The 13,160-nt window shown below is 68.6% G+C and carries 9 protein-coding genes; 5 read left to right on the forward strand and 4 right to left on the reverse strand.

Annotated elements, in window-relative coordinates:
- Positions 1–202: 202 nt before the first annotated feature.
- Genes O2L52_RS23395 through O2L52_RS23410 form a run of 4 tightly spaced genes read right to left on the reverse strand, consistent with a single transcriptional unit; the run spans position 203 to position 7,934 of the window.
- Entirely contained in the window at positions 203–3,733 is a 3,531-nt protein-coding gene (locus O2L52_RS23395) for a PQQ-dependent sugar dehydrogenase (RefSeq protein WP_270118536.1), read from the reverse strand.
- The gene (locus O2L52_RS23400) at positions 3,723–5,162 is read right to left on the reverse strand and encodes a glycosyltransferase family 2 protein (RefSeq protein WP_270118538.1); all 1,440 of its coding nucleotides are present in this window, start codon (positions 5,160–5,162) and stop codon (positions 3,723–3,725) included. The genes O2L52_RS23395 and O2L52_RS23400 overlap by 11 nt, the downstream gene beginning before the upstream one ends.
- Entirely contained in the window at positions 5,159–7,498 is a 2,340-nt protein-coding gene (locus O2L52_RS23405; protein WP_270118539.1) for a glycosyltransferase, read from the reverse strand. Before O2L52_RS23405 ends, O2L52_RS23400 begins: the two co-directional genes overlap by 4 nt.
- Positions 7,434–7,934, reverse strand: a complete 501-nt coding sequence (locus O2L52_RS23410; RefSeq protein ID WP_270118541.1) for a GtrA family protein — start codon at positions 7,932–7,934, stop codon at positions 7,434–7,436. Before O2L52_RS23410 ends, O2L52_RS23405 begins: the two co-directional genes overlap by 65 nt.
- A gap of 524 nt (positions 7,935–8,458) precedes the next feature.
- Between O2L52_RS23410 and O2L52_RS23415 the strand changes: the two genes are divergently transcribed.
- The 5 genes from O2L52_RS23415 (at position 8,459) to secY (ending at position 13,123) form a co-directional block, all read left to right on the forward strand.
- The gene (locus tag O2L52_RS23415; RefSeq protein ID WP_270118542.1) at positions 8,459–9,937 is read left to right on the forward strand and encodes an RICIN domain-containing protein; all 1,479 of its coding nucleotides are present in this window, start codon (positions 8,459–8,461) and stop codon (positions 9,935–9,937) included.
- A 269-nt stretch (positions 9,938–10,206) separates the two neighbouring features.
- Complete coding sequence (rpsE, locus tag O2L52_RS23420) at positions 10,207–10,866, forward strand: 30S ribosomal protein S5 (protein WP_309299866.1); 660 nt, start codon at positions 10,207–10,209, stop codon at positions 10,864–10,866.
- Between the two features lie 10 nt (positions 10,867–10,876).
- Positions 10,877–11,059, forward strand: a complete 183-nt coding sequence (rpmD, locus tag O2L52_RS23425) for a 50S ribosomal protein L30 (RefSeq protein ID WP_270118543.1) — start codon at positions 10,877–10,879, stop codon at positions 11,057–11,059.
- A 2-nt stretch (positions 11,060–11,061) separates the two neighbouring features.
- The gene (rplO, locus tag O2L52_RS23430) at positions 11,062–11,535 is read left to right on the forward strand and encodes a 50S ribosomal protein L15 (protein ID WP_205328638.1); all 474 of its coding nucleotides are present in this window, start codon (positions 11,062–11,064) and stop codon (positions 11,533–11,535) included.
- Between the two features lie 250 nt (positions 11,536–11,785).
- Positions 11,786–13,123: a preprotein translocase subunit SecY gene (secY, locus tag O2L52_RS23435; RefSeq protein WP_270118544.1), complete on the forward strand. Its 1,338-nt coding sequence runs from the start codon at positions 11,786–11,788 to the stop codon at positions 13,121–13,123.
- Positions 13,124–13,160 lie beyond the last annotated feature (37 nt).

Consider the following 13,160-nt stretch of genomic DNA (forward strand, 5'->3'; position numbering starts at 1 on the left):
TCCAGGGCGCCAGGTGCGGGTGTTCCTTGATCAGGTCGTCGACCGTCACGTAGAGTGCGGTAGCGAGGGAGTCCAGGTTATTCAAACTTGTTGCCACACAACGAGTCTGGACTCCCTCGCTTTCATGTCAACCGCGAGGGGCCCGACCCGACCCCAATCGACCCCTAGGAATCAACCATCTAGTGGAGCCACCGGTGCCGGTCTAGGTGACGGTGACCGAGTCGAACACCGCCGTTCCTGGGTCAGAGCCGTCGTGGGAGGTCACGAAGAGGCCCACCGTGGCTTCTCCGGCGATGGGGGCGGTTCCCAGCAAGGTCCAGGCCTCGCCGTCGGCCGAGTACTCGGCCGTGACCGTGTCACCGGTTCTGGTGAGCCGCAGCCACATCGGTGCGCCTGTGTCTGGTCCGTCGACGTCGGTGTCGAAGGCCGATTGCAGGTGCACGCCGTTCTCGGGCGTTACCATAAGCGCGGCGTAGTCGGACCCGGCGGTGGTGCTGGATTTGATCATCACCCCGGCTTTCGCCCAGTCGTTCGTGTCCTCCTGCGAGATCACCCGCGCGGTGATCTGGCCGTCGGCCGCGAGCGTTTGGTGGCAGTAGTGGAACTGGTCGGCATCGCCCCAGATGTCGTCGCCCGCGCCCACCACGGTCCAGGTCCCGCCGTCGTACACGGCGTCGCCCGGCATGCTCGGGTCGCCAACGTCGGCGCACGACCACGGCTCCGGCACCGCTGGCGCGTTGTCCCGGAACGCGATCGAGTCGAACACCGCCGTGCTCGCCTCGCTCCCGTCATGGGAGGTCACGAAGAGGCCCACAGTCGCCGGGCCCTCCAGCGCGGCGCTGGCGAACGGCTCCCAGGCCAGGCCGTCCGCGGAGTGGTAGGCCGTGACGGTCGCCCCCTCCCGAACGAGGCGCAGCCATACCGGCGCGTCGGCGACCGGGCCGTTCACATCGCGGTCGAAACCGGTCTGGAAGTGCACGCCCTCCGCGGCGGTCGCCATGGCCGCCGCATAGTCCGCGCCCTCCTCGGGCGCGGTCTTCATCATCACGCCGGCCTTGGCCCAGTCGTTCGTGTCCTCCAGGGACGCGACTCTGGCGACGATCTCGCCGTCGCCCGCGAGCGCCTTGTGGCAGTAGTGGAACTGGTCCGCATCCCCCCAGATGTCGTCCCCCGCGCCGGTCATCGACAGCGTGCCTTCGGGGTCGAACGACGCCGCCCCCGCGATCGCGGGCTCGCCCACGTCCTCGCATGTCAGCCCCGGGTCCGCCGCCGCGACCTCGACCGAGTCGAAGACCGCCGTGGAGAACTGCGTGTTGTCGTGCGCGGTCGCGAACAGGCCGACCTGCGCGCTCGTCGACATCGGCACGGTGGCCGAGCCGATCACCGTCCACGCCGAGCCGTCAGGTGAGAGCTCCGCGGTGAACTCGTCCCCGGCCCGCGTCAGCCGCAGCCACGCCGCGCCCTCGGTGTAGGCGAAGCCGCCGCCGTCGGTGCCGAAGTCCGCCTGGAAGTGCGCGCCGTGCTCCGGGGTCACCGCGATCGCCGCGTACGTGGCGCCCTCATCGGTGGACTCCTTGATCATGACGCCGGCCTTCGCCCACGGGTTCGTGTTCCCCTGGGATGTCAGCCGGGCCGTGATCGACCCGTCCCCGGTGAGCGGCCGGTGCGTGAAGTGGAACTCGTCGGTCTCACCCCAGATGTCCCAGCCCGCGCCGGTCACCGTGAACTCGCCGTCGTCGAAGCTGCTGAGCCCCAACTGGGTCCGCTCGCCCACGTCCGTGGCCTCCCACGGTGCGGGCGGGTACGGCAGCTCCTCGAACTGCGCCGTCACTGCCGTGTCCTCGGCGGGCACGGTGAACACGTGCTGCTGCTCGGCGCCCGTGGACCAGCCCGCGAAGTGGAACCGCGAGCCGTCCGCGTACTGCGTCGACTCCGCGCCGAGCACGTACTCGGTGCCCACCACCATCCGCTTCGTCGCCGTCGTCAAAGGCCGCCCGTCGAGCGTGAACTCCAGCCCCGGCGGGTCCGTGCCGATCGCGACCTCGACGGTGTTCGGGTGCACGTCGACGAAGGCGGTGTCCGTGAGACCGCCGGCATCGGTGGCGGTCAACGTGATCCGGTAGAACGTGTTGTCCCCGCCGTGCGGCGCGGTCGGGATCTCGATCTGGCCCGAAGCACCCTCGGCCGGGCCGTAGAACGGGTGCACATGGTCGGCGTGGTGGAACTGCACGGTCCACGACAGGGAGGCGGCACCGAGCGCGCCGTCCTCCGGGTCGACCGCCGACCCGGTGAAGGCGACGGTGTCACCGCCGTCGTACGTCAGACCCGCTTCGGGCGTCAGCACCACCGCCTCGGGCCGCGTGTTCCCCACCTGTATCTCCACCGTGGACTGCGCCGACTTCTCGCCGTCCGAGACTGTCAGGACGGCCTGGTAGACCCCGTCCGCGACGTAGGTGTGCGCGGGGTTCGCCTCGGTCGAGGCCTCCCCGTCCCCGAAGTCCCACGAGTACTCGAGCGGATCCCCGTCCGCATCCGAGGAGCCCGCCGAAGAGAACGCCACTGCCAAAGGCGCGTAACCGTTGTCCGGCGTCGCCGCCGCCTCCGCGACCGGGGTCCGGTTTCCGCCCGAGGGCGCGATCCGGTACAGCTCACCGGGGTAGATGTTCAGCTGGTAGAGCGCACCGTCCGGGCCGGTCTGCAGCTCCACGGGCGTCCCCGCCTCGGTGTCGAAGTCGTGCACCGACACCACGGACTCGAACGCCTCGTCCATGACCAGGTACTTCACGAACCCGAGCGTGTAGTCCGCGAAGAACACCGCCTGCTCGTACTCCTCGCCGAGCAGCCCGCCCTCGTACACCTCCACAGCCGAGATCGAGCCCGCGCTGGCGGGCGGCTCGGTGTGCGGGTAGGCGTACACCGGCTGCGCGTACGGGCAGTCCGCGCACACCCCCTCGACGTGCGGCCACCCGTAGTTCGCGCCGCGCTCGATGAGGTTGAGCTCCTCCCACTCGGAGCCGCCCACGTCACCGGCCAGCATGCTCCCCGCGTTCGGTCCACTGGGGACGAAGTCCCACCGGAACGAGTTCCGCAGCCCGTACGCCCACACCGAGGGCTCAGCCCCCGGCGTGTCCGCGAACGGGTTGTCCGGCGGGATCGAGCCGTCAGCGTTGATCCGGTGCATCTTGCCGTGCACGTTGCCCAGGTTCGGCGGGTTCTGGTTGTTCGTGTTCATCCCGAGTGTCCAGTACAGCTTCCCGTCCGGACCGAACTTGACGCTCCCGGAGTGGTGGAACACGTTCGCGTCCTGCTGCGACTGCAGCAGCACCAGCTCCGAGCCCGGGTCGATCTCGTGCCCGGTCATCGTGAAGCGGCTCAACCGGTCCAGGTTGTCCGCCGCCGTGTACCCCACGTACACGTACCCGTTCGACGCGAAGTCCGGGTCCAACTCCAGGCCCAGGAGCCCCCGCTCGTCAGAGCCGGCCGTGGCCAGCTCGATCAGCGGATGCTCGTGCAGCGCACCGTCGTGCACGAGCTCGATCGCCCCGTTCTTCTCCGCGATCAGCACGTCCCCGTCCGGCGTGAACCGGAACGCGGTCGGCTCCTCCAGCCCGCCCACCACGAGCAGCCTCTCGAACTCCACCGGGGGCGCGGCCCGCGCGACCTCCGGCACCACCAAAAGCGCGGCTCCCACCAGCGCTCCGACCGCCAAGCGGCCCAAGCGTTCACCGAGCACGAACGACCTCCTCTTCCACCTCGTCCGACGTGTCGAGCCCGTGTTCCGTGAGCTCCCAGAAATGGCGCTTGCTGGGCTGCAGCAGCTGCCCGAGTGCCTTGTACGCCGCCACGCTCATCAGCCCCCAGTACAGGGGCACCGTGAGCATCGCCCGCACCGCCGCGTAGAGCCCCCGCTTGAGGCAGCCGAGCATCAGCGCGTAGCACATGAGCGCGTTGCCCGCGATCATCGCGAACATGCCTCCATAAAGGACGACCGGTGGAAACAGCGGCTCCATCCACTGCGGTCCGAACACGAAGTACGACAAGGTCAGCGCCCACATCAGCGGGTTGATCAGCGTCGTCACCGTCGAGAATCCGAGCGTCAGGTGGATCGCCAGGGTCTTGCGGGTCCCCAGCTCCCGCCACAGCTTCACCGGCTCCCGCGAGTGCACCAGCCAGGTCTGCATGTACCCCTTGATCCAGCGGCTGCGCTGGCGGATCCAGTTGCCCAGACGCGAGTTGGCCTCCTCCTCGGTGACCGAGACGAACATCCGCACGTCCCAGCCGCGCCGGGCGATGCGGATGCCGAGGTCGGCGTCCTCAGTGACGTTGTACGGGTCCCACCCGCCGAGGTCGCGCAGCGCGTCGATGCGGAAGTGGTTCGACGTGCCGCCCAAGGGGATCGCGAGCCGGTGGCGGTCCATGCCGTGCAGGGTCAGGCTGAAGTTCGTGGCGTACTCGGCGGAGAAGCACCGGGTCAGCCAGTTCGTCCAGGGGTTCCAGTACTGGAGCTCGGCCTGCACGCACACCACCCGGTCGGGCAGCACCCGGAACGCCAGCGCGGCCTTGCGCAGCTGGTCGGTGTCGGGCCGGTCCTCGGCGTCGAAGATGACGCAGAGCTCGCCGGTGGCGCGGGCCAGGCCCACGTTGCAGGCCTTGGGCTTCGTCTTCGGCAGCGTGTCGGGGACGACGACGGTCTTGAAGGCCGGGCCGAGTCCCTGCGCGGCGAGCGCGGTGCGGGTCTCGCCGTCGTCGGCTTCGACGAGCAGCAGGATCTCGAGCTTGTCGGCGGGGTAGTCGAGGGCGGAGAGGCGGCGGACGAGCCCGGGGACGACGGCGGCCTCGCGGTACAGCGGCACGAGGACCGTGTACCGGGGGAGCTCTGTGTCCGGGAACGTCTGCAGCGCACCGGGTTCGAAGCGCATGGCGGTGGAGCGGCCGGAGCCGAGGACCATCGCGAGCTTGAAGCCGATCACGGCGAGGTACAGGACGATGAGGGCGAACATGCCGCCCTGGGCCCACTGGAGCGGGCTGGGCCCGAAGCCGGTGAGCAGGTCGAGGGCGATGGCGGCGGCGATGAAGCCGACGACGCCGATCCCGAGGGCGGCCTGGCCGGGGGAGAGGAGGCTCTGCGCGCTGAGGCCGGGGGGCGGGGCGTCCGGGTTCACTCCGCACCTCCGTCTTCGGCGCGGTAGACGAGGCGGTCGCCCCGGTCGTAGACGAGCTCGTAGTGGTCGTCGAGGACCTCGGTGCCCCAGAGGGCCTCCCAGACGTCGTCCTCGCTGCCGGGGGTGGCGCGCATGTAGATCCATTCCACGCCCGCCGCGTGCGGGTCGGCGAGCGAGGTCTCCCAGATCAGGTAGGAGCCTTCGTAGACGAGGGAGCCGGTGGGCACCTGGGACTCGAAGGTCACGGACTCGTTCTCGAAGGACATCATGAGGGTGGTGCCGCCGTCGTGGTGGTCGCGCAGCCACTCGGAGACGGCGGCGTTGTCGACCTCCCACCCGCTGGCGCGGTACTCGACGGCCTCGTCGAGGGTGACCGCGCCGTCGACGGCGACCGTGGCGCCCGCGACGGCGGCCGCCGCGAGGGTCCCGGCGGCGAGGCGCCGCCCGGGGAGGCGCTTGGCGAGGGTGCCGATGAGGAATCCGGCGAAGACGGCGGCGGGGATGAGCATGATGAGCCCGAAGCGCACGTTGTAGAGCGCGCCCATGACCTCCTTGACGTGGAGGGGCCGTTCGCCGGTGTAGAGCGCCCAGACGAAGAACGGCGCGAACACGAGCATGGCGTAGGGCACGAGTGTTTTCGACCGGAGCCGCTTCTGGACCGCGTAGAGAATGAGTCCGGCGACGCCCATGGCCGCTGTGGCGATGCCGAGGTTGTGAAGGGACGCGAGGCCGTACGACTCGGCGGCGGTGGGCAGCGAGCCGACGTTGGCCTCGCCTGCGGAGACCCACAGGGAGGAGTCGCCGTACTCGCCGGACTTCCAGTTCAGGGGGTCGCCGAAGATGGCGAGATTCCAGGCCAGCCAGCCGATGATCCCGGCGCCGGCGACGAACCCGAAGACGACGACCGAGCCTTCGGTGTGGGAGTACCGCCGGTGGCGGCGCAGCGAGACGAAGGCGACGATCGCGCCGGCGACGAGGCAGAGGATCCAGCCCTCGTAGCGGGTGAGGGTCGCGGCGAGGACGGCGCCGGACGCGAGCGAGAGGTCCCGCAGGCGGCCTTCGGTGCACCATTCGTGCAGGTAGTGGAGGGCGACGATCGCGCACGCGAACAGCAGCAGCTCGGTCATGGCCGTGGCCTGGAGGTACAGCACGTTCGGGTTGAGCGCGAAGAGCCCGGCGGCGGTGAGGCCGCCGGCCCAGTGGCCCGAGAGCGACCGGGCGTGGGTGAACAGGAACTTCACGGCGACCACGTAGGACACCATGGAGACGAACGCCCCGGCGAACCCGTTGAGGTACAGCCCTTCCCAGACCGCGAGCGGCGCTGAGAGCAGGTGCGGGAGCGGGAGCCAGACGCCGCCGAGCTGGGCCAGCCCGGCCGTGGGGCTGTCGACGACGCGGCGGGCGATGAGCAGGTGCGAGTTGGCGTCCTTGTACGCCAGGAGGTACCCGTGGTCGGCGAAGTAGAGGTAGGCGGCGACCGCGGCGATGCAGGCGGCGAGGGCGACGAGGGCCGCGCCGGGGTCCCTGGGGGAGGCGAGGCGCCGGACCCAGCCGAGGCGGCGGGCGTCGCGGACCATGTGGCCGTAGACGACCGCGAGGCTGATGAGGGATCTGGCGACGACGGAGAGGTTCGCGCCGGTCTGCTCGCCGTGCTCGCGCGGGTAGTGCTCGACGGGGTGCTCGACGATGCGGGCGCCGTCGCCGCTGATGCGGCACAGGAGTTCGGGGGAGATCGCGGCGGCTTCGCCGCTGAGCCGGAGGTCCTGCAGGAGCGAGCGGTCGATGAGCTTGTAGGCGCAGTCGACGTCGCGGCCGGGGACCTGCAGCAGCGTCTTGCACAGCAGGGTCCAGACTTTGGCGTTGAGGCGGCGGCGCCACGGGTCGGCGCGCCGGCGGCGGTACCCGATGACCGCGTCGGCGCGCTCCTCTTTCTTGAACTCGCGCAGGCGCACCAGGTCGTCGGCGTGGAACTGGCAGTCGGCGTCGGTCAGCAGGATCTCGCGGAACCCGGTGCGGCGCAAGGCGGTCTCGAGGCCGGTGCGCACGGCGGCGCCGTAGCCCTGGTTGCGTTCGTGGTGGACGGCGATGACGCGGGCCGGGTGGGCCTCGGCGAGCCGGTCGATGATCGCTCCGGTGCGGTCGTCGCTGCCGTCGTCGACGACGATGACGGCGTGGGGGATGCCTTCGCGCACCAGGGTGGACAGGAAGTCCTGAACCGTGGCGGCGACGTTCGCCTCCTCGCGGAAGGCGGGCATGACCACGGCGACGCCGTCAGTCGGCGGCGGGGCCGCCGTTCGGACCGGGGAGTGCTGCGGCTGGTCGGCGATGATCGTCAAGGGAAGCTCCAAAGTGGTCGGTATGGGTCGCCTTGCGGCGGCGGAAGACGAGGTGGTCGCTGGCGAGGTAGGTGAGGAGGGCCCCGGCGCACACGGCCACGGCCGCGGCCGCCACCGGCGGCGCGAAGCGCGAGACGAGCGCGAACACGGCGGTGTTGCAGGCCAGGCTGATCGCGACGGTGACCTGGAACGAGGCCCAGCGCGCCGTGACGGACCGCGCCCCCGGTTCGGGGAGGCGGCGGTCGGCCCAGGTGAAGGCGGAGCTCAGCAGGAAGTTGAGCTGCGCCGAGGCGAGGAACCCGGCCGCGTTCGCGGCCGTGTCCGGTACACCGGCCTCGCGGAGGGCGAGGAGGATCCCCGCCTGTATCGCGAAACAGGTGGCTCCGACGATTGAGAATCGGGCGAGCCGCTTTATCGGCGGCCGGTGCCGATGCATTTGATTGGCCTCCATTGGGCACGGCGGATAGGCGCATCGACTCATCCTCAATGGAAAAGGCCGTGCGTGTGGAATATGGGTTTTCGCATTGCTCTGGGAAGGGGCCGCGGGGGCGCCGACGCCTGCGGATCTTGCTGTCACGGAACGGGTTGCACTGACCACGCTAGCGGAGATTCGGCTGGTAATGGGGCCCCGGAGGCTTACGTCTCTGTTACGTTCAGTCATCGCCGGCCGACAAATGTCCTTTTTGCGCGGTAGGGAATTCATCCCAGGTCGTGCGTTTCCGATTGAATCGGGCAACTCGCGGTAACAATGTGGTGGGAGGCGAGTCGAATTGCCGACAGAAAGAGCCACTCGTTCGGGGGATGACGGCGGAGTAACTTTATCGAGTTCCGGGAAAATGTGAAACTCTTTGTTCTTATGCCGGTTATACGAAGGGTCTTTACAAGGGCGCGAATCTGTGGAAATATCGAAATGATTCGATCGCGCCCCCGCCCTCGGGGGTGCTCGTGAAGGAGACGACGATGTCAGCAAGCAAGCGGCTGGGCGCCCTCGCCGCCGCGACCGGCCTCGCGGCAACCCTCTCAACCGTGGCCATCGGCCTCGCGGCCCCCGCCGCGGCCGCGCCCGTGGCATTCGCCAGTGCTGTTTTCGACAACGGCCAGACCATCACCGACACCGCCGGCAACCTCATGCACGCCCACGGCGGCGGCATGCTCAAGGTCGGCAGCACCTACTACCTGGTCGGCGAGCAGCGCAACGACTACCTCTTCGACCAGGTCAGCATGTACTCCTCCACCGACCTCGTGAACTGGACGTTCGAGAACGACATCCTCAGCGCCGAGTCCGATCCCGACCTCTCCCCGGCCAACATCGAGCGGCCCAAGGTCGTCTACAACGCCGCCACCGACAAGTACGTCCTCTGGGCCCACAAGGAGAACGGCGTCGACTACGGCGATGCCGAAGTGGCCGTTGCCGTCTCGGACACCGTCGACGGCGACTACGACTACCAGGGCTCCTTCCGGCCCGCCGGCTACGACTCCCGCGACATGACCCTCTTCGTCGACACCGACGGCACCGGCTACCTCATCTCCGCCGCCGACGTGAACTACGACCTCAACGTCTACCGCCTCACCCCGGACTACCTCGCCATCGACGAGCTCGTCCACGTCTTCGACGGCTACCACCGCGAGGCCCCGGCCGTGTTCCAGCGCAACGGGGTCTACTTCCTGGTGACCTCCGGGGCGACCGGCTGGAACGCCAACCAGACCCAGTACGCGACCACCACGAACTTCCCCGAGGGCTCCTGGTCCGGGTGGACCAACGCCGGGAACTCCACCACCTACGGCTCCCAGCCGACCTTCGTCACCACCGTGCAGGGCACCGCCGGCACCAGCTACCTCTACATGGGCGACCGCTGGGGCCCGCAATGGGGCGGCAAACCCATGGACAGCGAGTACGTCTGGCTGCCCATCAGTTTCCCCAGCAACACCTCGATGACCCTCACCTGGTACTCGACCCTCAACATCGACGCCGCCGCGGGGACGGTCCAAGGCGTCGTCGGCAGCGAGAACGGCAACCCGTACGGCACCAAGTTCGTCAACGCCGCCTCCGGCCGCTGCATCGACGTGCCCGGCGGCTCGGGCACCGACGGCACCAGGCTCATCCAGTACGACTGCTGGAACGGCGCGCCCCAGGCGTTCTCCTTCGACCCGGTCTACCCCGGCTCCAAGGTCGGCGCCATCACCAACACCGCCACCGGCAAGTGCTGGGACGTGCTCGACGAGGCCACCGCGAACGGCACCCCCGTCGGCCAGTGGGGCTGCTGGGCCGGAGGCAACCAGCGCTTCTCGCTGCGCGCCTCGGCGAACGGCAACTACGCCATCGTCGCCCAGCACTCCGGGCTCTGCCTCCAGGCCGCCTCCACCGCCAACAACGCCGCCATCGTGCAGAGCACCTGCACCGGCGCGGCCAACCAGCAGTGGGACGTGACCGGCCTCTAGCCGGCGCCCCGCATATACAAGGACCGCCGCCGACGGACTTCGCAGCGCCGGCGGCGGTCCTGCCGTGCCCGCTGCTGTGTCCCCGGCCTCAGCCCGACCCCGCCGTTCGCCGATGCACCCCTGACCAGGCATAATCGAGAGGTTGCGCCTAGGCGCAGCGTCTCCGGCTCTCGAAGTCGGACGCCCAGGGCCGAAGGCCCGCAAAGGGCACAGTATGCGAGTCAGCCCGGTCTCGGGCTGGCGTTGAGCGAACGAAAGGAATCAGTCTCGTGGCTGATCAACAGCAGGCTGCCGGCAGCCGTGACGGCGCCGCCGGTGGCGGCGACCGCCGCGGCGGCGGGCGTGGCGCCGGGGGAGGACGCGGTGGGCGTGACGGCGGTCGCGGTCGCGACCGCGCCGAGAAGTCCCCGCACGTCGAGCGCGTAGTCACCATCAACCGCGTCGCCAAGGTCGTCAAGGGCGGCCGCCGGTTCGCCTTCACCGCCCTCGTGGTGGTCGGCGACGGCAACGGCAACGTCGGTGTCGGTTACGGCAAGGCCAAGGAAGTCCCCGCGGCCATCGCCAAGGGCGTCGAAGAGGCCAAGAAGAACTTCTTCACGGTCCCCCGCATCGGCGGCACCATCCCGCACGAGGTCTTCGGTGAAGACGCGGCCGGCAAGGTGCTCCTGAAGCCCGCCTCCTCGGGTACCGGTGTCATCGCGGGCGGTCCCGTGCGCGCCGTGCTCGAATGCGCCGGCATTCACGACATCCTGTCGAAGTCCCTGGGCTCCTCGAACGCGATCAACATCGTCCACGCGACGGTTGCCGCGCTCAAGGCCCTCGAGTCCCCGGAGGCCGTCGCGGCCCGCCGCGGCATGGCGCTGGAGGACATCGCTCCCCAGGGTCTGCTGCGCGCCCGCGCCGAGGCCGCCGCGGCCGCGAAGGCGTAGGGGTATCGACATGGCACGTTTGAAGATCACCCAGCACAAGTCGGTCATCGGCGAGAAGCCGAAGGCCCGTGCGACCATCCAGACGCTCGGCCTTCGCAAGATCGGCCAGACCGTCTTCAAAGAGGACCTCCCGCAGTACCGCGGCATGGTCCACCGTGTCCGCCACCTGGTCGACGTCGAGGAGGTTGAGTAGTCATGGCTATTCGCATTCATGACCTGCAGCCGGCCCCCGGCGCCAAGAAGGCCAAGACCCGCGTCGGTCGCGGTGAGGGCTCGAAGGGCAAGACCGCCGGCCGCGGCACCAAGGGCACCAAGGCCCGCAAGACCGTGCCGGCCGGATTCGAGGGCGGCCAGCAGCCGCTCCAGATCCGCCTGCCGAAGCTCAAGGGCTTCAAGCCGCACAACAAGCTCGTCTACACCGTGGTCAACCTCGACCGCCTCGCGGAGCTCTTCCCCGAGGGCGGCCAGGTCGGCCCCGAGCAGCTGATCGAGGTGGGCGTCCTCAACAAGAAGGAGCTCATCAAGGTCCTCGGCTCCGGCGAGCTCGAAGGCGTCAAGCTGGACGTGAAGGCCCACGCCTTCTCGGCTTCCGCCGTCAACAAGATCGCGGCCGCCGGTGGCTCGACCACCGTGGTGGACAAGAAGACCGGCGAGGCCCTGGGCGAGTAATCGTCAGGTCTTCCCTGTTAGAACAAGAGATCTGCGGAACGGGTCGGAGGAAACTCCGGCCCGTTTCGTCGTGATGAATGCCGAATACTCTGCGTCCGAATGCGCCTGCTAGGCTCCCATGGCGAGGACCACCGTCTGCCTCGGGCGTGTGACGCTCTCGCTACGAACTACACACGCCCACTGGTAACTAAAGGTGCTGCCCCGCAGCACCATGGGCCCCGCCAGGGGGTCTTGTTCAGGAGGAACCGCATTGCTCTCCGCCTTCATCAGCGCGTTTCGGACCCCCGATCTGCGCAAGAAGATCCTGTTCACCTTGATGATCATCGGTCTGTATCGTCTGGGTGCGCAGGTGCCGAGTCCCGGTGTGGACTACGCGGCAGTGCAGTCCTGCCTCAACATGAGGCCGACCGACGAGGCCGGCGTCTTCGGGCTCCTGAACCTGTTCACCGGTGGAGCGCTCCTCCAGCTCTCGGTCTTCGCGCTCGGCGTCATGCCGTACATCACCGCGTCGATCATCATGCAGCTGCTGACGGTGGTCATCCCCAGGCTTGAGCAGCTCCGCAAGGAGGGCCAGCCCGGCCAGGTCAAGATCACCCAGTACACCCGGTACCTGACGCTGGGCCTCGCCCTGCTCCAGGCCGCCAGCTACATCGCGCTGGCCCGCTCGGGCGTGCTGTTCCAGACCCAGTGTCCGGACGACATCCTGCCGGACCTCTCGCAGACCGACGCGGCCATCCCGTACTGGATGACCATCATCGCCGTCGTGGCCGTCATGGTCGCGGGCACCGCGATCATCATGTGGTTCGGCGAGCAGATCACCGAGCGCGGCATCGGCAACGGCATGAGCCTCCTGATCTTCGCGTCCATCGCGGCGCAGATGCCGGGCCAGTTCTGGTCCCTGCAGAAGTCCGAGGGCTGGTTCATGTTCAGCGTGATCATCGGGCTGTGCATCGTGATCATGGTGGCGGTCATCTTCATCGAGCAGTCGCAGCGCCGCATCCCGGTGCAGTACGCCAAGAAGATGGTCGGCCGCCGGATGTACGGCGGCACCTCGACCTACATCCCGCTCAAGGTCAACCAGGCCGGCGTCGTGCCCGTCATCTTCGGCTCCTCGCTGCTGTACATCCCGACGCTGTTCCGCCAGCTCAACCAGAACAGCGACTCGTCGTGGGTGCAGTTCATCGACCGGTACCTGCTCAACCAGGGCTCGTGGGTCTACATCTCGCTGTACGCCCTCCTGATCATCTTCTTCACCTACTTCTACGTCTCGATCACCTTCAAGGTGGACGACGTCGCGGAGAACATGAAGAAGGCCGGCGGGTTCATCCCCGGCGTGCGCCCGGGCAAGCCCACCGCGACCTACTTGCAGCGAGTCCTGTCACGCCTGACCTTCCCGGGCTCGCTGTATCTGGCCATCATCGCTATCCTTCCCAATCTGGCCATCATCGCCTTCGGTAACGAGCAGCTGTTCGCGACATTCGCGTTCGGCGGTACCTCGGTGCTGATCATGGTGGGCGTCGGCCTGGAGTCGGTCAAGCAGATCGAGTCCCAGCTGATGCAGCGCCACTACGAAGGCTTCCTCCGCTGACGCAGGAACATCTTCATAGGCTTGACACGGGAGGAAC

Source organism: Glycomyces algeriensis (genome assembly GCF_027622855.1).
Taxonomy (GTDB): Bacteria; Actinomycetota; Actinomycetes; order Mycobacteriales; family Micromonosporaceae; genus Glycomyces; species Glycomyces algeriensis.

Bases quoted from the DNA above. Each gene is read 5' to 3' on its own strand.
- O2L52_RS23410 (WP_270118541.1), bottom strand. From the start codon at position 7,934: ATGCATCGGCACCGGCCGCCGATAAAGCGGCTCGCCCGATTCTCAATC.
- O2L52_RS23415 (WP_270118542.1), top strand. From the start codon at position 8,459: ATGTCAGCAAGCAAGCGGCTGGGCGCCCTCGCCGCCGCGACCGGCCTC.
- rpmD (WP_270118543.1), top strand. From the start codon at position 10,877: ATGGCACGTTTGAAGATCACCCAGCACAAGTCGGTCATCGGCGAGAAG.
- rplO (WP_205328638.1), top strand. From the start codon at position 11,062: ATGGCTATTCGCATTCATGACCTGCAGCCGGCCCCCGGCGCCAAGAAG.